The sequence below is a fragment of the Labrys sp. HAY1-8F genome (assembly GCF_056754975.1).
Window position 1 is genome coordinate 233,711 of record NZ_JBPGWZ010000002.1, and the last position, 23,044, is coordinate 256,754.

The 23,044-nt window shown below is 62.2% G+C and carries 21 protein-coding genes; 17 read left to right on the forward strand and 4 right to left on the reverse strand.

Features of this window, described 5'->3' with window-relative positions:
• The first annotated feature begins 53 nt into the window (after positions 1-53).
• Complete coding sequence (locus ACR9ZN_RS10040) at positions 54-665, forward strand: dihydrofolate reductase family protein (RefSeq protein WP_481272137.1); 612 nt, start codon at positions 54-56, stop codon at positions 663-665.
• Between the two features lie 143 nt (positions 666-808).
• On the opposite strand, the gene ACR9ZN_RS10045 is transcribed toward ACR9ZN_RS10040, so the two are convergent.
• The gene (locus ACR9ZN_RS10045) at positions 809-1,516 is read right to left on the reverse strand and encodes an HAD family hydrolase (RefSeq protein WP_454813874.1); all 708 of its coding nucleotides are present in this window, start codon (positions 1,514-1,516) and stop codon (positions 809-811) included.
• Positions 1,517-1,663: 147 nt separating this feature from the next.
• Between ACR9ZN_RS10045 and betC the strand changes: the two genes are divergently transcribed.
• A complete protein-coding gene (gene betC, locus ACR9ZN_RS10050; RefSeq protein ID WP_454813875.1) occupies positions 1,664-3,184 on the forward strand; it encodes a choline-sulfatase in 1,521 nt (506 codons plus the stop codon).
• Positions 3,185-3,555: 371 nt separating this feature from the next.
• Positions 3,556-4,455: a tetratricopeptide repeat protein gene (locus ACR9ZN_RS10055; protein ID WP_481272138.1), complete on the forward strand. Its 900-nt coding sequence runs from the start codon at positions 3,556-3,558 to the stop codon at positions 4,453-4,455.
• A gap of 171 nt (positions 4,456-4,626) precedes the next feature.
• Here the strand turns inward: ACR9ZN_RS10055 and ACR9ZN_RS10060 are convergent, their stop codons facing one another.
• A complete protein-coding gene (locus ACR9ZN_RS10060) occupies positions 4,627-6,804 on the reverse strand; it encodes a CHASE2 domain-containing protein (RefSeq protein ID WP_481272140.1) in 2,178 nt (725 codons plus the stop codon).
• A gap of 270 nt (positions 6,805-7,074) precedes the next feature.
• Here ACR9ZN_RS10060 and ACR9ZN_RS10065 point away from each other — a divergent pair, with 270 nt between their 5' ends.
• A complete protein-coding gene (locus ACR9ZN_RS10065) occupies positions 7,075-7,818 on the forward strand; it encodes a FecR family protein (protein ID WP_481272141.1) in 744 nt (247 codons plus the stop codon).
• Between the two features lie 38 nt (positions 7,819-7,856).
• On the opposite strand, the gene xth is transcribed toward ACR9ZN_RS10065, so the two are convergent.
• Both xth and erpA read right to left on the reverse strand, forming a co-directional pair.
• Entirely contained in the window at positions 7,857-8,639 is a 783-nt protein-coding gene (xth, locus tag ACR9ZN_RS10070; RefSeq protein WP_481274340.1) for an exodeoxyribonuclease III, read from the reverse strand.
• 4 nt (positions 8,640-8,643) lie between these two features.
• Positions 8,644-8,973 carry an iron-sulfur cluster insertion protein ErpA gene (gene erpA, locus ACR9ZN_RS10075; RefSeq protein ID WP_481272142.1) on the reverse strand — a complete coding sequence of 110 codons (330 nt, stop codon included), beginning with the start codon at positions 8,971-8,973 and terminating at the stop codon, positions 8,644-8,646.
• A gap of 661 nt (positions 8,974-9,634) precedes the next feature.
• Here erpA and ACR9ZN_RS10080 point away from each other — a divergent pair.
• The 13 genes from ACR9ZN_RS10080 to ACR9ZN_RS10140 all read left to right on the forward strand — a co-directional run bounded on the left by ACR9ZN_RS10080 (position 9,635) and on the right by ACR9ZN_RS10140 (position 22,908).
• The gene (locus ACR9ZN_RS10080) at positions 9,635-10,855 is read left to right on the forward strand and encodes a deoxyguanosinetriphosphate triphosphohydrolase (protein ID WP_481272143.1); all 1,221 of its coding nucleotides are present in this window, start codon (positions 9,635-9,637) and stop codon (positions 10,853-10,855) included.
• A gap of 7 nt (positions 10,856-10,862) precedes the next feature.
• Positions 10,863-11,990, forward strand: coding sequence for a DALR anticodon-binding domain-containing protein (locus ACR9ZN_RS10085; RefSeq protein ID WP_481272144.1), 1,128 nt, complete (start codon positions 10,863-10,865; stop codon positions 11,988-11,990).
• A gap of 65 nt (positions 11,991-12,055) precedes the next feature.
• The gene (locus tag ACR9ZN_RS10090; protein ID WP_481272145.1) at positions 12,056-13,744 is read left to right on the forward strand and encodes an SPOR domain-containing protein; all 1,689 of its coding nucleotides are present in this window, start codon (positions 12,056-12,058) and stop codon (positions 13,742-13,744) included.
• 243 nt (positions 13,745-13,987) lie between these two features.
• A complete protein-coding gene (gene nagZ / locus ACR9ZN_RS10095) occupies positions 13,988-15,010 on the forward strand; it encodes a beta-N-acetylhexosaminidase (RefSeq protein ID WP_481272146.1) in 1,023 nt (340 codons plus the stop codon).
• On the forward strand, positions 15,011-15,808 hold the full coding sequence (locus tag ACR9ZN_RS10100; RefSeq protein ID WP_441773016.1) for a segregation and condensation protein A: 798 nt from the start codon (positions 15,011-15,013) through the stop codon (positions 15,806-15,808).
• A 233-nt stretch (positions 15,809-16,041) separates the two neighbouring features.
• Positions 16,042-16,674: an SMC-Scp complex subunit ScpB gene (gene scpB, locus ACR9ZN_RS10105; protein WP_441773167.1), complete on the forward strand. Its 633-nt coding sequence runs from the start codon at positions 16,042-16,044 to the stop codon at positions 16,672-16,674.
• A gap of 123 nt (positions 16,675-16,797) precedes the next feature.
• A complete protein-coding gene (locus ACR9ZN_RS10110; RefSeq protein ID WP_434956335.1) occupies positions 16,798-17,028 on the forward strand; it encodes a twin-arginine translocase TatA/TatE family subunit in 231 nt (76 codons plus the stop codon).
• Positions 17,029-17,128: 100 nt separating this feature from the next.
• Positions 17,129-17,575, forward strand: coding sequence for a Sec-independent protein translocase protein TatB (gene tatB, locus ACR9ZN_RS10115; protein ID WP_434956336.1), 447 nt, complete (start codon positions 17,129-17,131; stop codon positions 17,573-17,575).
• A 1-nt stretch (position 17,576) separates the two neighbouring features.
• Positions 17,577-18,359 (forward strand): twin-arginine translocase subunit TatC, encoded by a 783-nt coding sequence (gene tatC, locus ACR9ZN_RS10120; protein ID WP_434956337.1) that lies wholly within the window; start codon positions 17,577-17,579, stop codon positions 18,357-18,359.
• A 38-nt stretch (positions 18,360-18,397) separates the two neighbouring features.
• Positions 18,398-19,681 carry a serine--tRNA ligase gene (serS, locus tag ACR9ZN_RS10125; RefSeq protein ID WP_481272147.1) on the forward strand — a complete coding sequence of 428 codons (1,284 nt, stop codon included), beginning with the start codon at positions 18,398-18,400 and terminating at the stop codon, positions 19,679-19,681.
• A gap of 248 nt (positions 19,682-19,929) precedes the next feature.
• On the forward strand, positions 19,930-20,712 hold the full coding sequence (surE, locus tag ACR9ZN_RS10130) for a 5'/3'-nucleotidase SurE (protein WP_441773014.1): 783 nt from the start codon (positions 19,930-19,932) through the stop codon (positions 20,710-20,712).
• Positions 20,709-21,395, forward strand: a complete 687-nt coding sequence (locus ACR9ZN_RS10135; RefSeq protein ID WP_434956340.1) for a protein-L-isoaspartate(D-aspartate) O-methyltransferase — start codon at positions 20,709-20,711, stop codon at positions 21,393-21,395. The genes surE and ACR9ZN_RS10135 overlap by 4 nt, the downstream gene beginning before the upstream one ends.
• Positions 21,396-21,687: 292 nt before the next feature.
• Positions 21,688-22,908, forward strand: coding sequence for a cytochrome P450 (locus ACR9ZN_RS10140; protein WP_454813887.1), 1,221 nt, complete (start codon positions 21,688-21,690; stop codon positions 22,906-22,908).
• The last annotated feature ends 136 nt before the right edge of the window (positions 22,909-23,044 follow it).

A 23,044-nucleotide genomic window follows, 5' to 3' on the forward strand; every position in this document is an offset into this window, starting at 1 on the left:
GGAACCGCTTGATCTCGCACGTCCTTGGGACGGATTGGCGCGAGGAGAACGCGATGAGAGAATTGATCCTGACGATGACCATGTCGCTCGATGGCTTTGTCTGCGGCCCTGAGGGCGAACTCGAATGGATATTCGACGGCGATCAGGAGGCCATCGCCTGGAAGTTGGAGAATGTCAGGAACGCCAGCCTGCACATCATGGGCAGCCGTACCTTTCAGACCATGGCGGCCTATTGGCCGACGTCCACCAGCGTGTTCGCACCGCCGATGAATCAGATTCCCAAGGCCGTCTTCTCAGGCCAGGGGCCGGCGATCCTGAAGGTGGTTGAAACCCAATCCAACGTAGGCGGCACTCATTCGGAACGACTGCAGCCTGGTGCCGAAAGTTGGGGTGAGGCTTATGTGGCCGGCGGCGATCTGGCTGACGAGATCGCCAGGATGAAGGCCGGCGACGGCAAGCCGATCATCGCCCATGGCGGTGCCGCCTTGGCGCGCAGTCTCATCGCCCAGGATTTGGTCGATCAATACTCCCTGGTGGTGCATCCGCTGGTTCTCGGCAAGGGCTTGCCGATCTTTTCCGACGTCGTCCCGCCAAGGCGCCTCAAACCGATCAACTCGACAGCCTTTCCGGGGGGCTCGGTGGTGCAGATCTATCGGCCGGCGTGACTACGTCTCATATCGGAAGGCATTTTCAGTGAGTCTCGGTTCCTTCTGATTTTCGCCAGATCTTTGATTTGGTGTCGAAAATCATCTGCTGTTCAAGCCGAGAATGCCTCAGCATTTTCGAGGCTTGGCATTATGCGCGACTTCTAATCCTTGAGTGCCTGGATCAGGTCGATCGTCTGCGTCAGCGTTTCGATCTCGCGAAAACGCGGCTCGTGCAGCGGCGCTTCCGCATGTTCGAAGGCCCAGGTCAGGGGATGGGGGACATAGACGCCCCAACTCCCGACCCGAAGCGCTGGAATCACGTCGGACTTCAGCGAATTGCCGATCATCATGCTGGCCTGGGGGCCTTCGCCATGCCGGGCGAAGGCCTGCGCATAGGTGTCGGCGCTCTTCTCGCTGACGATCTCGACGGCCTCGAACAACCCCCTCAGCCCCGATTGCGCGATCTTGTTCTCCTGGTGGAACAGATCGCCTTTGGTGATGAGGACCAGCCGGTAGGTGCCCGCCAGGTTTTCCAGCGTGTCGGCGACCCCCGGCAACAGCTCGACCGGATGGTTGAGGATTTCCTTGCCGAGCGCCAGGATTCGCCCGATCACCGGCGCCGGCACGCGGCCGCCGCTGACGTCGATGGCGGTGTCGATCATCGAGAAGGTGAAAGTCTTCATGCCGAAGCCATGGCTGACGACATTGCGCTTGCTGACTTCCAGAAGATGCGCCAGCAGCGTGTCCTTGTCGGCATAGTCGGCCAGGAGGGTGATCACTTCCGCTTCGGCCGTCCGGAAATATTGCTCGTTCTGCCAGAGCGTGTCGTCGGCATCGAAAGCCAGGGTGGTGAGGCGGGCAGGGGACATGACGGTCTTCCGAAGTGAGGCCGTCCCTATAAGCCCAAAAGCGCCACCGAGGCCAGCCCGTGTCGGATGCAAGCAAGGTCTTCTCGCGATGTATTCCGACAATTGTTATTCCCCTTTGCGAATCCAGCCCAGCGCGTCAGGCCCGTCATGTCCCAGTCCAAGCCCAATATTCTCATCATCATGGTGGACCAGCTCGCACCGGCCTTCCTGCCGGTGCACGGCTTCGATCTCGTCAAGGCGCCCAACATCATGGGGCTGGCCGAGCGCGGCGTGGTGTTCGACAGCGCCTATTGCAATTCGCCCTTGTGTTCGCCCTCCCGCGCCGTGTTCATGAGCGGGCAATTGCCGTCACGCTCGGGTGTCTATGACAATGCCGCCGAGTTCCGCGCCGACATCCCGACCTGGGCGCATTATCTCAGGCGTGCGGGCTACCGCACGGTGCTGTCCGGCAAGATGCATTTCTGCGGGCCCGACCAGCTTCACGGTTTCGAGGAGCGGCTGACCACCGACATCTATCCGGCTGATTATGGTTGGACGCCAGACTGGGATCATCCGCAGGAGCGTCCGAGCTGGTATCACAACATGTCCTCGGTTACCGATGCCGGCCTTTGCGTGCGCACCAACCAGCTCGATTTCGACGATGAGGTGGTGTTCGCGGCCGAGCGTGCCCTCTATGAGCACGTACGCAGCCCCGACAAGCGCCCCTTCTGCATGGTGGCCTCGCTCACCCATCCGCATGATCCCTATGCGATCACGCAGGACTATTGGGATCTCTATCGCAACGAGGAGATTCCCTTGCCTCGCCATGCGGTGCCGGTCGAAGAGCTCGATCCGCACTCCCGGCGGCTGCGCCATGTCTGCGACATGGACAAGGCCGAGATCACCGACCAGCACATCCGCAATGCCCGACATGCCTATTTCGGCGCGATTTCCTATGTCGATGCCAATGTCGGCAAGCTGCTCAAGGCCTTGGAAGCAACGGGCCTCGACAAGGAAACGATCATTCTGTTTACCGGCGATCACGGCGAAATGCTGGGCGAGCGTGGTCTCTGGTACAAGATGAGCTGGTTCGAAGGCTCGGCCCGGGTGCCACTGATCATCAGCGCGCCTCAACATTATCGGCCGCACCGGGTTGCCGCCAGCGTGTCGCTGGTCGACATCCTGCCGACCCTGGTGGATATGGCCGAGCCCGGCGCGGCTGCGGGGCTTAGCGGCATCGATGGGGCCAGCCTGGTGCCGCATTGCCTCGGAGAAGGCGGGCATGACGAAGTCCGTGGCGAATATCTTGCCGAAGGCGCCATCGCGCCCTTGCTGATGCTTCGTCGCGGCAGCTTCAAATTCGTGCACTCGCCCGCCGATCCCGATCAGCTTTATGATCTTGCCGTCGACCCTGATGAATTGACGAATCTCGCAGCGGCGCCGGCGCATGCCGAAATCGTCGCGGGATTCCGTAAGGAAATAGAAACGCGTTGGAACCTCGATGCTATTGATGCCGATGTGCGTGCCAGCCAGCGTCGCCGGCGTGTGGTCGATGATGCCTTGAACTCGGGGAAAGCGACTTCTTGGGACTTTCAACCTTTCAAGGATGCTTCCAGGCAGTATATGCGCAACACCATAGATCTCGATGATCTGGAAGCGATGGCCCGCTATCCTCGCGTGCGTCCGTAAATGCTATGGTTAATGCTTCACTGTCCGGTGTGGCAATAGAGCAACACGGATTCGAAGTCTTGCGTTGACGGCTCCCACTCGTCGACTTGGCCGCGTTCCTGCCACAAAGTGACCGCTGAATTCAGCCCGCACCTTGGAGCATCCAGAGCTCCAGCGTGCTGGACATAGTTGAGTTGCTTAAGTGGCGGTCGAACTTGGATAGAGCTTTTCGCGAACACGCATTGGACAGCGCCGGACTTGCCAGTGGTCGTGTCCACGTGCCCGGGGGATTCCGCTGGCCGGTCGGTACCGTCGCGAAAAAGCCATCAACTTTGCGGCTTTGGTATAAGAGCTGCCGTGAATCGGTCAAAGAATCGGCAGAAGTGTCGGCTATGTCCTTCACGATGAACCAGATTTCTATCTTGGCCGACTGGCAGGACGCTGGCGGATCCGCAGGCCGGGTCCAGGCGCGTCATGGCCAATCCTTGACGTGGCTGCGCAGCCTTCTCGGCGCCGGTGGTCTCGGCCTTTTCCTGTCCCTGGCTTGCGTGGGGGCACAGGCTTTCGATGGCACCAAGACGCCGGCGGATGATCCTTCTCCAATGCAGGCCTTTCGCAACGGTACCAAGGCCTATAAGGCCGGTGACCTCGCCGGAGCGTCCCAGGCACTGGAATTCGCCGCCAGCAAGGGCCATGCTTTGGCCCAGTGGAAGCTCGCCCGCATGTATTCGGAAGGGGATGGCGTTCCTCGCGACGACAAGAAGGCATTCGACTATTACCAGGCGATCGTCGATGCCCATGGCGAGGACAGCCCGGATACCGCCCAGGCCCGCTTCGTCTCCAGCGCGATCGTCGCGCTCGGCTCCTATTATGTTTCCGGCATCCCCAATGAGGTGAAGCCCAACCCCAGGCACGCGACCGAGCTGTTCCAATATGCCGCCACCTATTTTGGTGACAGCGACGCGCAATATAATCTCGGCCGCATCTATCTCGACGGCAATACCGTGCAAAAGCGCGATGCCATCACGGCCGGCCGCTGGTTGCGCTTGGCCGCCGACAAGGGCCATCGCCAGGCCCAAGCCGTGCTCGGCCATCTCCTGCTGTCGGCAAGCGACATGCCTCGCCAAGGCGCTCGTGGCCTGATGTATCTGACTCTGGCGCGCGACGGTGCTAATGGCGAGCGTGACCAGTGGATCATCGATCTGTATGACGATGCCTTCGCCAAGGCTACGCCGGACGAGCGCGAGATGTGCCTGACTTATCTGGCGCAGTTCCTCAAGGATCATTCCTGATCCGACGTGTCGGCATTGGGGAGGCGCGAGACGCGACCTCGGGCGTCATGTGGCGCCGCGGATTATGCCAATCCGCATTGAGATCCACTCTTCACCGGATCGCAACCCTATCCTCAGGATGTCAGTATTTTTGAGGCTAAATAGAACCGGGCAGCGTTGAACGTGCAGCGATCAAAGCTGGGTCACGCCCTGCCAATTGGGTTTCGGATTTTCTATCAACTTTTTGAAATGGTTTGAGTAATAGTCATAGAGGCGCTGATACCCTCCCTGATAGGTCGAGGCGTTCTTCTCCAATAGGCTGAGGGCTTCAACGAAATCGCCGGCCCGATAGGGCGGCAGGATTTCCGCCTGGGCGCCTTGCAGCCGGAGGAAGGCGGTGTCCGCCTCGCCGGTATGGAGGGCGAAGAGGCCGATGGCGCCCTGGCGGCCACGCACCATGGCACGATCGAGTTCCAGGAAAGGCAAGTCGGCGGCAGCGCGGCTGGTGGCCTCGGTGACGAGAATCTCCACGCCATAGAGCTTCGTGAGGGCTTCCAGGCGCGAGGCGAGGTTGACCGCATCGCCGAGGGCCGAATATTCGAGCCGTTGCTCCGAACCGAGATTGCCGACGCAGGCTTCGCCCGTATGCAACCCGATGCCCATCTGGATCGGCGGATCACGGAAAGCGCGCGCCATGATGGCGATATCCAACGCGGCCTTGCAGGCAAGAGACGCATGGTTCGGCATGTCGAGCGGCGCATTCCAGAACGCCATCATGCCGTCGCCGATGAACTTGTCGATAGTGCCGCTATGGCGAAGAACGGCCTCCGTCGCCGGCGTATGGATGCGCCGGATCAGCGACACCACGCCTTCCGGCGACTGCGTCTCGGCGATGCCGGTGAAATTGCGCACGTCGGAAAACATGATGGTGAGTTCGCGGATCTCGCCGCCGAGCACGATGCGATCCGGCGCCTCGACCAGCCGTTCCACCACCGCCGGCGTCACGAAGCGGCCGAACATGCTGCGCACTTCGGCACGCCGGTGCTCGGCCTCCTGGTAGTGATAGACCGTGGCGGCGAGAAAAATGACGAGAATACCCGTGCCCGGCATCACCGCATCGAACAGCACGCCCTGCCGCACATAGAGAATCCAGCTCCAGCAGGCGATCATGATCGGGATCGAGAGGCCTGCAATGGTCGAAACCAGCGGCATGTTGCGGGTGCGCCGCAAAATCCAGGCGAGCAGGACGCCGAGCACGATGATGAGGAAGGCTTCAACGCCTCGTATCCAATCCGGCCGCACCAAGCTGGCGCCGGCGAGAATCTGCTCGACGATCTGGGCGTGTACCTCGACACCGGGGAGCGCCAGTTCGACAGCGGTCGTCCTCTGGTCGCGCAGGCCGATGGCGACCGCCCCCACGAAGATGATGTGATCCTTGACGTCCTGAGGATTGAAGGTGCCGTCCAGCACGGAAGCCGCCGAGATCCAGGACGAGGGCTCCGAGCGGCGGGCAACCAGGCGGACTTCGCCGTTGCTGTCGGTGTCGATGAGGATGGTCCCATCGCGGCCATCCATCTTGACGGTATTGATGCCGCTTTGAACGCCGAAGGCGGGCGCGCCGCTGGCATTGGACGAGCGCACCATGAAAGTGTCGGCCCCGATGGCGACGCGAATTGTTTCCATCGATAGGGACGGCGCCATCTTGCCGCCGATGGCGACGAAAGTCGGCACCTTGCGAATGACGCTGTCGCCATCCGGGAGCCAGTTGATGGTGCCGGCACCCCTGGCAGCGTCGTAGAGCACGGGAATCGGCATCTTGGCAGCGGGGAAAGCTTGAACGAAGTTGACCGGATCGTCCCCCACTTGCCCGTATCCGCTCTTGATTTTGACGGGCTGGCCCACATCGGTTCCAAGCACGCCGAGCACGACGGGCGTGCGTTCCATGGTCTGGGCGAACAGGACGTCATAAGAGGCGGTGGCCGGCGACATCGCCTTTTCCAGCGCTTCTCGTTCGGCGCTGGTCGGCAATTTCTTGACGAGCAATCCAGGCGAGGTCTGATCCGCTTCGCTGAACAGGATATCATAGGCGATGACGACGGCTCCGGCATCGGCGAGCTTGCGCGTGAGTTCGGCGATCACGTTGCGTGGCCAGGGAAACTGGCCGATCTCGGCAAGAGACTTCTCATCGATCACCACGACACGCACGGGCGAATCGGGGTCCCTGCCTTTGGCGTGCCAGCGCTGGTAGGTATCGAAGACGATGTCCTGCAGCCGAGGCAGCGGGGCCGGGCTCAGCAAGGTCAGCAGGCTGAAGATCAGCAGGGGAATGGCCACCACCAGCGGATATCCCAGGAAGCGCTTCAGCCGCATATCGATGTCACGCTCACACTCCGCACCGACGCTTACTACTGGAGTAATTCGGCTCGGTCTGCCAGTGATTTATCCCGATCTCGATGCTTTCGGCCGGGCCAATCGGTTGCAGATTCGAAAACCCTCGCCTCTTGATCGTGGAAGCGAATGCGTCATGATGAAGATTGCATCGGCATCTGCAAATCGGTTCGCTTGGCAAAGGCGCCGGAGAATGGGTGCCGGTTCCCGGCAAGAACGATACGAACACAGTCTCTCCAACGGGTTACCGGCATGCCCTCATCGCGCTTCCTGACCTTCCGTCTCCTGGGACTAGGCGCCCTCTGCGCGGTTGCAGCCATGCCCGCTTCGGCAGCGGAGACCGTGGGCAATACCGTCGGCGTCACCCCCGCCGCCATCGGCACGGTTTCGGGGGAACTCGGGGTCGATATCGCAGTCTATCGCGACGAGACTGTGCGCACTGGCCCTTCCGGTGCGCTTGAAATCAAATTCCTCGACCAGACGCGTCTGGCGCTGGGCTCCTCGTCATCGGCCAAGCTCGATCGTTTCGTCTATTCGGGTGGGCAGGCCAGGGATGTGGTGATCGGTCTGTCGAAGGGGGTGTTTCGCTTTGCCAGCGGTCTCTCCGCCAAGAAGGCTTATTGGATCCAGACGCCGCTCGCCGGCATCGGCGTGAGAGGGACCAATTTCACCGCTGAAATCAGCGACAATTATGAGCGATTCACCATCTGGGAAGGTGTCATCGAGGTCTGTCCGCGTCAGAAAGGGCTCTCGATCGACGAAGAGCGCAAGCGGCGTTGTCCCCTTCTGAAACGGCGGGGAGATACCATCACCATCTTCCCTGGAAGCAGATCGCGCCGGGGTGGGCCGCCGGTGGTGTTCTCGCCCCATTGTGCCGAGACCGGCGCCGGAGCTCAGCTCTGCGGACGCTATGGCGGCGAGGGCGGCAAGAATCGTGGCCAGAGGCGGCCAGGCTTCAACTTCCCCACTTTCAACCCGCCGCAGCAGCGAGGCTGACGCCCCGGTCGTCGACTGGACGACGAGCTCTTCGACCGTCAGAGGGCCAGATCGCAGCGAATCGGCACGTGGTCGGAAGCCTTTTCCTGCCCGCGCATCGCCTTGTCGATCGCGCAGCCCTGGAGGCGCGAGGCGGCTTGCGGCGACAGCAACAGATGATCGATGCGAATGCCGTTGTCCTTTTGCCAGCCACCGGCCTGATAGTCCCAGAAGGTGTAGTGCCCTGGCGCATCCTCGCAGGCCCGGAAGGCATCAGTCAGGCCCAAGGCCAGTAACTCGCGGAACTTGGAGCGGCTCTGCAGCAGGAACAGGGCATCGTTCACCCATTCGGCTGGATTCTTGGCGTCGGCGGTCTGCGGGATAATGTTGTAGTCGCCCGCCATCACGAAGGGTTCTTCCAGCGCGAGCAGGCCGCCGATGTGCAGCCTGAGGCGCTCCATCCAGCCGAGCTTGTAAGGGTATTTCTCGGTGCCGACCGGATTGCCATTCGGCAGATAGATCGAAGCGACGCGCAACGCTCCCGAGGCGGTCGAGATTACGGCCTCGATATAGCGGGCCTGTTCATCACCCTCGTCGCCCGGCAGGCGCGTTTTCACCTCGTCGAACGGGTGTTTGGAGAGAATTGCCACGCCATTGAAGGTCTTCTGGCCGTGGACGGCGACATTGTAGCCCAGCGCCTCGATGTCGGCGGCAGGAAAGGCCTCGTCGACGCATTTGATCTCCTGGAGGCAGACCACGTCCGGTTGGGCGTCCTTCAACCAACCCAGCAGATGGGGAAGCCTTTGGCGGATGGAGTTCACGTTCCAACTGGCAATACGCACCATGTTACACCGAGAAGCTAGTGCCGCAGCCGCAAGCAGCAGTGGCCTGCGGGTTGTTGATCTTGAAGGCGGAGCCGATCAGATCCTCGACATAATCGAGCTCGGCGCCTTCCATATAGTGCTGCGACATCTCGTCGATCAGCACCGTGGCGCCTTCCTTGGCGATCGCCAAATCATCGTCATGACGTTCGGTGTCGAACACGAATTTGTATTGGAAGCCGGAGCAGCCGCCACCCTCCACGCTGATGCGCAGCATCGAGCCGGAAGGTTCATTCTCAAGGATCTTGGCGATCCGGCGCGCAGCGCGGTCGCTTACGGAAACGGGGCTGGTCATGGCATCCTGCAAACTTGCTTGCGTCCTGTTCCGAAAATATGTGCGAAGGGCCGAAGGTTCAATGCTCGATCGTGTGGCGTGAAGAGCGAAGCCGAACTGGGTACGGATGGGCAGCATCCAGAAAAACGACGTTTCCTAATGCGTTTTGCGATGAGATGGAATTCCCAAAAATCGCAAAGACGCGCTGAAACAAAGAGTTAAAGCAAATCGGCGTTCAATTGTGCACGCACCTTGCTCTAGGACTGCAGAGGGGCAAGGCTTGTCCGCCGGATTCCAAACACTCTTCGATCTCGAAAAGAATTGGCATAAGCTCCGCAGTGTTGTCGATGACATTGTAGCGCTAGCGGCCTTGCGCCTGCCATAGGCCGCGTTCCTCGTTGCCAGTGAAGGCTATGCGGCGACCCGGCCTGCGTATCGGTGAGCGATAAGCCGGGGATGTCACTGCCCTGGGCGCTAGCGTTCCACCAGCGAGAGTGCCGGGCGGCGGCCGGCTTCCCGGCGTGTGGGTGCCCCGTCCGTTTCGGACATGGCGCGCATATCGAGAGCAGGTCGCCGATACCGGGCACGCCTGTGGGCTGCTGCGACGTCCGCCACTTCGGAAAGAAGCTTTGCCATGACCCGTGGCAGTCTCTATGCAGGCGCAAGCAAGGCGTGAGGCGCGATGGCCGAACTCGACATACCCGATTGCGTGATCCGCCCTCGTGGCCCGTGGGCGGTGGCGCCTCGATCGCGCGGACGGCTGTTCGCCGAGCCGCAGTCACCGACGCGGACCGATTTCCAGCGAGACCGCGACCGCATCATCCACTCCACCGCCTTCCGCCGCCTCAAGCACAAGACCCAGGTTTTCGTCGCGCATGAGGGCGATCATTACCGCACCCGGCTGACCCACACGATCGAGGTTGCCCAGATCGCCCGTTCGATCGCCCGTTCACTGGCGCTCGACGAGGATCTCGCCGAGGCACTGGCACTGGCTCATGATCTCGGCCACACGCCGTTCGGCCATACCGGCGAGGACGCGCTGGACGAGGCGATGCGTTCCTATGGCGGCTTCGACCACAATGCCCAGTCTCTGCGCATCGTCACCCGCCTCGAGCGGCGCTATGCCGAGTTCGACGGGCTCAATCTTGCCTGGGAAACCCTGGAAGGGCTGGTGAAGCATAATGGGCCCCTGTTGTGGGCAGATGGCAGCCCCGTCGCCCGCTATCGCGAAAGGGGCATCCCCGTCGCCATCTTGGAATATCAGGCTCAGCAGAATCTCGAACTCGAGAGTTTCGCCAGCGCCGAAGCGCAAGCCGCCGCCATCGCCGACGACATCGCCTACAACGCACATGACATCGATGATGGGCTGCGCGCGGGCCTGTTCGAACTTGCGGACATGCAGCAGGTAGCGCTGGCGGGGGAACTGCTCGCCGAGATTGCCGAGCAACATCCCGGGCTCGACCGTGGGCGCACCACCCACGAATTGATGCGCCGCGTGATCACGCGGCTGGTGGAGGACGTGATCGGCGTGGGCAAGGCTGCCTTCACATCCGGGCTCTACCGGTCGAGCGAGGACGTGCGGGCCGCCGGCAAGATGCTCATCACCTTTTCGCCGTCCGTCGCGCAGGCCGACAAGGGTATCAAGGGCTTTCTCTATCCCAACATGTACCGACACGAACGGGTCATGCGCGTCCGCTCGCATGCCGCACAAGTGGTGACCCGCCTGTTCGATGGCTTGTTTGCGGATATCAGCCTGATGCCGGCCGAATGGTGCGAAGGGCTGGAAACCGCTCGGGAGGACAAACGTGCGCGCCGTGTCGCCGACTATATTGCCGGCATGACCGATACTTTCGCTCTCAACGAGCATCGGCGCCTGTTCGGAACGGCGCCGGATCTGCGCTGACGCCGCCATGGACCTGATCGAATGGCTCAGGCGCGGTGTAGAGGGAGCCGTCGCCTCGTTGCAGGCTGCGGGTCGTCTGCCGGCTGGTCTCGACCTGGCCTCGATCGAGATCGAAGCGCCAGGCGGGTCGGGGCGGGGAGATTTCACCTGCAACGCTGCGCTCGTACTGAGCCGGCCGGCGGCACTGCCATCCCGAACCCTGGCTGGTCTCTTCGCCGAAACGCTGGATGGCATCGAAGGCGTCGGCGCCATCGACATTGCCGGACCCGGTTTTTTGAACTTGACGCTGACGCCGGCCATCTGGGCACGGATGCTTGCCGCTGTGCTGGAGGCCGGTAGCGGCTATGGCGCCAGCGAGCGCGGCGGGGCAGGTTTCTCCACGATCGCCTTTCACGCCACGGATCCGCAGAGCACTAGGCCCTTGTCGCCGGCGCGCCGCGAGGCTGTCGGCACCGCCTTGGCCAACATGATCGAGCATCTCGGTTTTCGTGCAGACAGGCGCTTTCGGACGCGCTCTGAGAAAGCCGATGTCGTTGTCAGGCTCGGACCATTCCTTGGCGTGAAAGGGCGGGAAGCTGCCACCATGGCGGGCCGCTTTGCAGACGATCTCGATCTTTCGGTGGTCGCCGGCGTCGTCGGTCGCGATGCCGCTTGCCTGGGCATGCTGATGCAGCCCGCCGGCGCTCCGCTCGTGCTCGATCTCGACCATTTGGCCGACCAGAGCCATGCCAATGCCGTCTTTCACCTGCATTATGCCCATGCTCGTTGCTGCGCTCTGCGCCAGCGGGACGAAGGGATGGGGCATGTCGATTTCGACCACAGTCGCTGGGTTGTCCGCGCTTTCGAGGATGAGGGAGCACGGTTGATTCTACGCCTGCTCGCCCTATATCCAAGCCAGATCGATCTCGCCGTCAGGCAGTGCGAGCCCTACAGGCTGGTCCAGCACCTGTGTGGCCTCGCCGACGGGCTGCACCAGCAATATTATCGCAGCCTTGGTGCTCCGCATTTACGCTTCATTAGGGATGATGATCGATTGTTAACAGGCGCCCGCTTGGCGTTGGTGCGCGGGGTCGAGACGGTTCTTAAGTCTGGACTCGCCTTGCTCGGCAGTTCTGCGCCGGACGAGATGCGCTGAAACGAGATCGGCCGCTTCGGCCGCAGATCGCCCCGGTGGTCGACCAGCCTGGTCAGGAACGAGTCATGATTGAAACCGAACATCGCCGTGCACAAGCCAGCAACAGCGATCAATGGCTGGCCGATCTGGCAACCACAGGCGCCGATCACGATGTTTATGCTGAAAGGCGCGACACAAAGGCCTATGGTGCGGCCGGCGTTTTGCGTTCGCGGGAGGCGGGCATGACGGATCGCTATGATCGCAACGGGCACGAGGTTCGCGACGGCCATCCCGAAACCGTGACCAAACACGCGCAATCAGAGCAGGCGCAAGCCTATCAGGACGAATATTACGACGACCGAGATGTCGCCACGCGCTCGTCGAAGGCCTATGTCTTCGACGATGAACGCGAGGAGCAAGGGCCGGAATGGGTCTATGACGAACAGCGTGGCGTTTGGGTCGACCACGACGGCAATCCCTATGTCGAGGCCTATCCCGAGGGCGAGGAAGATCGCTATGCTCCGGCCGCCGATGACGAGTATCTGGCGCCGCGTGCCGAGGCCCGGGTGCCACGCCGCAAGTCACGCGGCAGTGCCGTCAGCCTTGCCGCTCTCGTTCTTGTCGCCAGCATCGGCGGCGGTATGGCCTATGTCTGGAAGAAGGGCGGCTTCGTCGGCAGCGACATTCCGGGCATCGGCAGCGCGCCGCCGGTGATCAAGGCGAGCACCGATCCGGTCAAGATCAAGCCGGCCGAGAACGCAGCGGCCGCCAGCCAGCCGACCCACGAGATCTTCAATCGCAGCAACCAGACCGCTTCCGTCGCCAACGAACGGCTGGTGCGTCATGAGGAGCAGCCGGTTGCGGTGGTGCCGACGCGTCCGGAAGGGACGGCAGCGCCGGCTCAGGCGGCGCCAGACGCCAATGCGACGCGTCCGGTGACCACCAGCAACATCGTGCTCCCCAATCCCGAGGGGGCTACGACGCCCGACCAGACGGCCAGCAACACTGCGGAAACCCGGGTTGCGCAGGCACCCGACGAGCCGCGGCGCGTGAAGACCATCAAGATCATGCCGGATAGTTCGGTGGTGACCGGTGAAGCGCCGATTACCAATGCCGAGCCGCCTGCCCAACAGACCCGTTCTCTCGATGTCTCGGCCCTGGCGCCGACGCCTCCGGCCGGCCAGCCGTCGTCCGAGACGGCGCCGGCCGCTCCCGCGGCCCCCGATGCCGGTCCGCTTGTGCAGGGCGGCTCGGGTCAACCGGCTGCCCCGGTCGCAACCGTGCCTGCCGGCACGGCTGCTGCCCTGCCGGACGACCAGGCACCCGCGCAGGCGCTGCCGGGCGAGGAGGATGGCGGCGCCACCACGGTGGTCGAACCGACGCAGACCCAGGCGGCACCGCCAGCGGTGCCGCCGGTCCGTCCCCGCCATATGCCTCCGGCGCCAAAGCCGGCACAGGTGGCGTCGGCCGAGCCAGCCGCTGGGGCTGCCCCGGCGTCGGCTCCGACCGCTGCCCCGGTCGCCAATGGCAGCTATGTCGTCCAGGTTTCGTCGCAGCGCACGCCGGCCGACGCCCAGAACGCCTTTCAGTCGCTGCAGCGCCGCTTCGGAGGCGTGCTGAACGGTATGAAGCCTTCGATCCGCAAGGTCGATCTGCCTGACCGCGGCACCTATTACCGGGTGCGTGTCGGAGGCTGGTCCACCCCGGCCGAGGCTACGGCCTTCTGCGGCAAGCTCAAGGCCGCCGGCGGTGACTGCGTAATCGCCCGCAACTGATTGCGGGCCGCTCCGAGACTGCAGATTTGAGAGTTTTCGACTAGCCAAACTGGATCGGGGCGACCGGAGCCGAGTTCCGATCGCCCCGATCCAGTTTGGCTTGATCGGCCTTCGCAGATTTTTCTGAAAGCCAGGGCGTTTTGCGATTTGACGGAATCACCTGGAATCGCAAAGACGCGCCAGAACAATGAGTTAGAGCAAAGAGCGTTCAGCCATGAACGCTCTTTGCACGAGGAGACTGCCATGCCCCAATCAGCGCTGATCCTGGGTTGTTCCGGTCTGTCGCTCACGTCCGACGAGCGCGCCTTCTACCGGGATTCAAATCCGTGGGGCTTCATCCTGTTCCGGCGCAATGTCGGCACGCCGGAGGAAGTGCGGGCCTTAACGGCTTCCTTGCGCGACGCAGTGGGGCGTGACGCTCCGATCCTGGTGGACCAGGAGGGGGGGCGGGTCCAGCGCCTGACCACACCCCATTGGCCCAAATATCCGGCAGCGCGGCGCTATGGCCAAATCCACACCAATGATCCGGTGACGCGCCGCGAGATCACCCGATTGGCGGCGAGGCTGATCGCGCACGATCTCCTGGCGGTCGGCATCAATGTCGACTGTCTGCCCGTGCTCGATATTCCCGTACCAGGGGCTCATGACGTGATCGGCGACCGGGCCTATGGCCTCGACGCTACTACGGTGGGCACGCTGGGCCGGGCGGCCGCCGAGGGCATGATCGCTGGCGGTGTGCTGCCCGTCATGAAGCATATGCCGGGGCATGGCCGGGCCGGCGTCGACAGCCACCTCTCGCTGCCGATCGTGACGGCGAGCACAGCCGAACTCGAATCACTCGACTTCCTGCCCTTCCGCATGCTCGCCGACATGCCCGCTGCGATGACCGCGCATGTGGTTTACAACGCCTTGGACCCGTCATCCCCAGCTACGACGTCCAGAAAGGTGATCCGGAATGTGATCAGGAAGGCGATCGGCTATGATGGTCTCCTGATGAGTGACGATCTTTCCATGCAGGCTCTCGAAGGAACATTGGAGCAACGGGCGGCGGCCGCCTTTTCGGCCGGCTGCGATCTCGGCCTGCATTGCAATGGCAAGATGGATGAAATGATCGGGGTGGCGCGTGCCGCTCCAAGCCTGGCGGGCAAGGCGCGGCGCCGCGCCGATGCTGCCTTGGCCCGCATCCGGCATTTGCCGGAGCCGCTCGACATTGGTGAGGCGCGTGAACGGCTGGCTGGGGCGCTCGCCGGCGGAGAGACGGTCTGAATGAGCGATGAATTCGAGGAGGAGGTGAGGGCGGATAAGGCGGTCAGCGATCCCATGCTCGTCGTGGATGTCGATGGCTTCGAAGGACCGCTCGATCTGCTGCTCGAATTGGCGCGTCGCCAGAAGGTCGATCTCACGCGGATTTCCATCCTCGCCCTTGCCGAGCAATATCTCGTCTTCGTCGAGGAGGCCCGCCGCGTCCGCCTCGAACTGGCGGCCGACTATCTGGTGATGGCGGCCTGGCTGGCCTATCTCAAGTCGCGCCTGCTGCTGCCGGAATCGCCGAGGGGCGAGGAGCCTCCAGCAGCGGAATTGGCGGCGGCCCTTGCCTTCCGCCTGCAGCGCCTGGAAGCCATGCGCAATGCCGCCGCCCAGTTGCAGGAGCGGGCAGTGCTTGGCCGCGACGTGTTCAAGCGAGGCATGCCCGAGGGCATCCGGCTCAACAATCACGGGCGATTCGAGGCGACGCTGCACGATCTGCTCTGCGCCTATGCCCAGCAGCGCCAGCGGGCGATGGTCGGCTATGTCAAATTGCCCGAGCGCAATGTCTGGACACTGTCCGAAGCACGCGAATTGCTGGAATCGTTGATCGGCCCGGCGGCGGACTGGCTCAGTCTCGACGAATTTCTGGTGGACTATCTGGCCGAGCCCTCGACAAGGGCTACGGTTCGGGCCTCTAGCTTCTCTGCAAGCCTCGAACTCGTGAAGGAAGGCAAGCTCGATCTGCGCCAGGCTACTCCCTTCTCGCCGATCTATCTGCGCTCGCGTGGTGATGCTGGGCAAGCAGATTCCTCCTGATCGAACCATGGCTCGATCAGGAGGAATCTGCAGAATTTCAAGCGCTTGCGGAGTTTCTGGCCTTGGAGGCAGGGCGGGTGACGGCCACTCCGTCGGGGGCAGACTGGTGTTGGCAGGCCATGCAGGTAAGCGCTCAATTTCGTGGCGCGGCCCGCATAGGGAAGGATTAGACCTTGGGCGAGATTGCATCGTTCCAGCCGGAAGGCACGGAGCAGACCGATCTGCAGCAGCATATGCGCTTGATCGAAGCCTTGCTGTTTGCGGCGACGGAACCATTGGACGAGGCGACGCTGGCGTCGCGGCTGCCCGAGGGGGCCGATATAGGCGCTGCCATCGGCACCCTGCAGGCCGACTATGCCACGCGTGGTGTCAATCTGGTCAGGCTGGGGGGGCGTTGGGCTTTCCGCACCGCCGACGACCTCGCCTGGATCCTGTCGCGTGATGCCTATGAGACGCGCAAATTGTCGCGGGCGGCGATGGAGACCTTGGCGATCATCGCCTATCACCAGCCGGTAACCCGTGCCGAGATCGAGGATATCCGCTCGGTCTCGATCTCCAAGGGCACCCTTGACGTGTTGCTGGAAACCGGCTGGGTGCGCCTGCGCGGGCGCCGGCGTGCCCCGGGACGGCCGGTGACTTATGGCACCACGCCCGCATTTCTGGAGCATTTCGGCCTGGATGGCGTCGGCGATCTGCCGGGGCTCGATGAGCTCAAGGGGGCGGGCTTGCTCGATGGCCGCCTGCCACCCGGCTTCAGCGTGCCCATGCCCAACGATGACAGTGCGTTGACGCCGGACGAGGAGCCTCTGGAGACTGCCGACCTCTCTTTCGCATTTCCGGAACCGGAACCCGAACATGAAGGTTGAGTAAGAACGGCGAACGTTCTTGTTTTTGCCGTTAAGCCCGCCTAGATTCCAGTGGGATCATCGGGTCGCGTGCGGCGCCGTTGTTGTGTTGTTGCGATCGGCTTTGCCGCGTTGGAGGGTGTCATGGGTACATGGGGTATTACGCACTGGATCATTCTGGCTGTCGTCGTACTCGTCCTGTTTGGTGGACGTGGCAAGATTTCGGACTTGATGGGTGACGTTGCCAAGGGCATCAAATCCTTCAAGAAGGGTATGGCCGACGACGAACCGGCTGCTGCCCAGCAGCCTGTGAAGACGATCGACACCCAGGCCGGCACGACCGTCAATCCGACTGAGCAGACCAAGGTAGGCTGAGCCGACGCGGTTTGCGCCGGTGAGGTCGACCTGAAGACTGGGTCTTTTTAGGCTCCGCGTATGTGCGCGGAGCGTTTCGTTTCGCCAGACCGAGCGTTGCATGTTTGATATCAGCTGGAGCCATATCCTGATCGTGGGCGCGGTGGCTGTCGTGGTCATTGGCCCTAAGGAACTGCCCAGCACGATGCGCTCCCTCGGTCGAGGCGTGAACAAGTTGCGACGGATGGCTGGCGAGTTTCAAGGCCAGTTCAACGAAGCCCTCAAGGAAGCCAATCTCGAGGATGTCAAAAAGGAATTCGACACGCTGCGCCAATCGGCGGCAACCTTGAGTAGCATTGGCAGTCCCGCGGGCCTCGCTCGCAATGCCTTGAAGTCCTCCGTCTTCGATTCGGAGCCGCCTCTCAGCCCGGCTGCGATTGCGCCCGTCCTGGATGCCACAGCGAGCGAGCCTTCCATCGCCGGCCCCAGCTCTTCGCCTTTGGCCTCCAAACTCGTCGGCGTCGAAATCCCTTCCGCCTTCGCCCCTCTCGCAGCGTTCAAATCCTAAGATGACCGAAGACGAAATCGACGCCTCCAAGGCGCCGCTGCTCGATCACTTGATCGAACTGCGCACGCGCCTGATGAAATCGGGCATTGCCTTCATCGTTCTGTTCATCGGCGCCTTCGCGGTTTCCAAATCGATCTATCTCTTCTTGCTGTGGCCCTACGAGTGGGCGGCGGCCGGCAATCCGGTCAAGCTGATCTACAACGGTCCTCTCGACTTTCTTTTTACTCAGATCCGGGTGGCTTTTTTTACGGCCGCTTTCATCGGCTTCCCCTTCTTCGCCATCCAGATCTATCGCTTCATCGCCCCCGGTCTCTACCGGCACGAGCGAAACATTTTCGTGCCCTATCTGATCGCCACGCCTCTGTTCTTCTTCCTGGGCGGGTTGCTGGTCTACTTCATCGCAATGCCGGCGGTGATGCATTTTGCGCTGGGCATGCAGCAACTCGGCGGCAGCGGCATCGCCACGATCGAATTGCTGGCGACGGTGGAGGGGTATCTATCCCTGTTGATGAACCTGATTTTTGCCTTCGGCGTCGTCTTTCAGCTGCCGGTGGTGCTGACCCTGTTGGGGCGGATCGGTATCGTGGATTCGACCTTCCTGAAGGAGAAGCGGCGCTATGCCATCGTCATCGTCACTGCGATTTCGGCCGTGCTGGCGCCGCCCGACCCGTGGAGCATGATCGCGCTTGCCGTGCCGGGCGTGCTCCTTTACGAACTCTCGATCTATTCGGTCCGGTGGGTTGAGAAGAAGCGCGCGGAAAGCGATACGCAGACTTCAGAATAGCCCGTCGGTGTCCTGACGTCCGTTCTGGAGTTGATCTCATGTATGATGTGAAGTGGATCCGCGAGAATTCGGGTCTCTTCGACCAGGGCCGGGTTCGCAGAGGGCTTGAGCCGCTGGCCGCCACCATACTCGAGCTCGACGAGAGCCGCCGGGCGCTCGTTGCCCGGCTGCAGGCTTCCCAGGAGCGCCGCAACGCTGCTTCCAAGGAGATCGGCGCGGCCAAGCAATCCAAGGACGAAGCCAAGGCACAGGCCTTGATGGCGGAGGTCAACGCACTCAAGGCCTCGATGCCGGCTGACGAGGAGGCGCTGCGCGGCGCCGACAAGGCTCTCTACGACCAGCTCATCTCGATCCCGAATCTGCCGCTCGACGAGGTTCCTTTCGGCGCGGACGAGCATGGCAATGTCGAACGCCACCGCCACGGCGTGGCGCGCGCCTATACTTTTGCCCCTAAAGAGCATTTCGAATTGGGCGAATCTCTCGGCCTGATGGATTTCGAGATCGCCGCCAAGCTCTCCGGCTCCCGCTTCGTGGTGCTGCAGAAGGGCCTGGCTCGGCTTGAGCGGGCGCTAGGTCAGTATTTCATCGACAAGCACACCGGCGAGCACGGCTATACCGAGGTCGCCGCGCCCTTGCTGGTGCGTGACGATGCCATGATTGGCACCGCCCAGCTGCCGAAATTCGCGGAGGATCAGTTCCGCGTGCAGCCCGGCGATTTCTGGCTGATTCCGACGGCCGAGGTTTCGCTGACCAATCTCGTGCGCGATGCCATCACCGCCGAGGAGGAGTTGCCGTTACGCTATACTGCGCTAACCCACTGCTTCCGTGCGGAAGCCGGCGCTGCGGGGCGGGATACCCGTGGCATGATCCGCCAGCACCAGTTCCAGAAGGTCGAACTCGTTTCGATCACGGCTCCTGAAAAGAGCCGGGACGAGCATGAGCGCATGCTCGCTTGCGCCGAGGCCGTGCTGAAGGGCCTGGACCTGCATTACCGCGTGATGACGCTGTGCACCGGCGACATGGGTTTTGCCTCGCAGAAGACCTATGACATCGAGGTCTGGCTACCGGGGCAGGGGCTGTTTCGTGAAATCTCCTCCTGCTCGGTCTGTGGCGATTTCCAGGCGCGTCGCATGAACGCCCGGACCCGGCCGAAATCTGGAGGCGCCCCGCGTTTCGTGCATACGCTGAACGGTTCGGGCGTTGCAGTCGGCCGTGCTCTCGTGGCGGTGATGGAGAATTATCAGAACGAGGACGGTTCCATCACGGTTCCGGAGGTTCTCGTCCCCTATATGGGCGGCCTGCGCCGGATCGAGAGACAATAAGCCTCGATCTTGCCGTACCTTGTCACACCCTCCTTGATTCCAGAATCAAGGAGGGTGAAGTAATCATTTGTTTCTGCAGGGATTTCTGCAACAGCAGGGGATTGCATATGACAAACTCTCGCCGGAGCTCCTTTTCCTGTGGCACACTGAAGCAAAGCGCGTTTCGACGCGTCTTTGCGATTCGAGATGATTTCATCTCATCGCAAAACGCTTTGGTGTCGATTTAGTGAAACAAGGACGGACGGTGGATGCGAGTTCTGATTACCAATGATGACGGCATCCATGCGCCCGGCCTGGTTTCCCTCGAAAGGATCGCCCGCAGCCTGAGCGACGACGTGATCGTCGTGGCGCCGGAGACGGATCAGTCCGGCGTGTCCCATTCCCTGTCGCTCAGCATGCCGCTGCGTCTGCGGCGGATCGAGGAAAAGCGCTATGCCGTCAGCGGCACGCCGACCGATTGCGTGCTGATGGGTGTGCAGCATCTGCTCAAGGGCCAGCAGCCCGACCTCGTGCTATCCGGCGTCAATCGGGGCCAGAACGTCGCCGAAGACGTTACCTATTCCGGCACCGTGGCGGCGGCGATGGAGGGCACCGTTCTTGGGGTTCCGTCGATCGCGCTCAGCCAGGCCTATGGCATCGGGGGCAGGGACGGCATGCGCTGGCATTGCGCCGAGCAGCATGCGCCCGGCGTGATCCGCAAACTGCTGGCCCATGGTTTCGCCAAGGGAACCTTGTTCAACGTCAATTTTCCCGATTGCGAGCCCGAGGAGGTCGCTGGCGTTGCCGTCACCATCCAGGGGCAGCGCGATGTCGCCCTGGTCGATGTGGTCGAGCGAGAGGATTTTCGTGGCGGCCCCTATTATTGGCTGGCGCCGCGCCGGGAAACGCCGCCCCGGCTCGAGGGCACGGATCTTGCCGCTCTCTTCAACAAGCGTATTTCTGTGACGCCCCTTCATCTCAATCTGACCGACGTGCCTGCTCTGCAACGCCTTTCGGATACCTTTGAAACGGTGCCAAGACCGACATCATGACGGACAATATGACGGACTATCAGTCTTTTGTGAATCCTGACGACGAGCATGCCCAGGAGATGATGGCCTTCATCCTGCGCCTGCGCCGCCACGGGTTGACGGACCAGAAGGTGCTGAATGCCGTTTCCACCCTGCCACGCCCGGTTTTCGTGCTGCCTGAATTCGCCGAATACGCCTGGCGCGATCTCAGCCTTCCCATCCAGTGCGGCCAGACCATCACGCCGCCGGTGCTCGCCGCGACCATTGCCGAGCGCTTGGACGTCGAGCCGCTGCATCGCGTGCTGGAGATCGGTACGGGCTCTGGCTATCTGACCGCGGTGCTCGGCCGTCTGGCCAAGCGCGTCCTGACCCTCGATCGTTGGCGCACCCTGGTCACCGAGGCAGAGGAGAGGCTGCGGGCCGTTACCATCCTCAACGTCACCATGATGGTCGCCGATGGCAGTTCCGGCTGGCGCCAACAGGCTCCCTTCGATCGTATCGTCACCACGGCGGCGATGAGCGAGGTGCCCGAGGACTTGCTGGATCAACTGGCGCTGGGCGGTCGGATGATCGCACCAATCGGCCCGCCCGGCGAAGAGCAGCAATTGACCATGATCGCGCGCGATGCCGATGGCTTTCACTATACACCGCTGATGGATATCCGTGCCGCGTCCATCATCTTGGGCGTGGCCGACCGGCTTTGAATCCCCCTTGAACTTGAGCTGGGTTTGGTTTTCGGGCGCTTCATCGCAGGTGCTGCGAGACAATCCAGTTCTTCTTGCCGGGCCAAGCCACGATCGCCCGATTGCAGTCGCAGCGGCGAAGTCCCGGCGCTGGTGGATCGCAGCAAATTCAGATCGCAGAGGTATGGCGGGATACCTCCATCCCGTGCAGTATACGGCGGTTTCCGACGGCGCTGGACTGGCAACTCAGGTCTGATTTCAAGATCGCCCCTGGCCGGTCAGTCAGAGCAGCACGTCGGTTGGGGGATTTGAGATGACCGAACAAGCAGCACAACAAATCAATTCAGATATACCTATATTCACTATTGCCGAACTGGATCAGGACACCCACGCCCTGTTCAGAAAGTTTCGACCGGAAACCCCTTTCATCCAGCGGGACGATGGGCCGCTCTTCATTCTGCGTGCCAAGGATGTCGTCAGCCTCACGACCGATGAGCGCACCCGGCAGATCGAGACCGAACTCCTGCAATTGAGGGGCGTCACCTCGGGCCCACTATTCGATTTTTACGACAAATGCATGCTGCTTTCGAACGGGGCCGCCCACAGGAGGCGGCGCGGCCCGATGGCGCGGACCTTCGCCTTCAAGATGGTCGCCGAGGTCCGCCCCAAGGTACGGGCCATGGCGGAGAAACTGATCGACCAGCATTACGAGGCTGGCGGGCTGGATCTGTTCGAGGATTATTCGGCGATCATTCCCGCCCATACCGTCGCTGCGATTCTGGGGATGCCCGAGGCCGACATCCCAAAATTCGCGCAGTGGATCTATGTCATCGCTCGCAGCCTGGGTACCTCCTGGACGGAAAAGGACATTCCCGACCTCGAGGATGCCTGCCGTCAGATGACGGACTACATGTATGAACTGGTGGCGGAGCGCCGTCAGAACCCTCGCGGCGATTTCCTTTCCGATTATATCACCGCCATCGACGAGAACCCCGAGATGACGCCGCTCGAGGCGATCATGCAGATCATCATCGTGGTGCTGGGCGGCAGTGATACAACGCGGGCCTCGATGGCGATCCAGGCCGCGCTTCTGCTCGAACACCCCGAACAATGGCAGTCTGTGTGCGCCGATCCCAGCCTCATCCCCGGTGCGGTCTCCGAAGCGCTGCGATTCGAACCCTCGGTCGCATCGCTGCCACGGCTTGTGCTCGAGGAGATCGAGATAGGCGGTCAAAAATTGGCACCGGGATCGTTGCTGATGCTTTCCACCATGTCGGCCCTGCGGGATCCGGAGGTGTTCGGCGAGCCGGATCGATTCGACATCAGGCGAACGGATCACACGCGCTGGCATTATGTTTTCGGCGGCGGTGCGCATCGTTGTCTCGGCGAGGCCCTGGCAAAGGCCGAACTGGAAGAAGGACTGGCGGCGCTCGTCAACCGGATTCCGCAGGCCAAGCTCGTCGGCAAGCTGAAGGTCGAGGGCCATGGCGGTATTCGCCGCGCTGAGGATTTGCGCCTGGAATGGACGCGCTGAGGCTGCTTGCGAGTCGCGCCGGCCATGCTGATTCCCTGTGAAAGCCGGCGTGGCGCGACTTTAACGCATGGGGCGGGGGCGATCCCCGCTCTTAATCATCCCCGCCCAGTCGGGGGCCGGTCGGAAGACCGGCCGA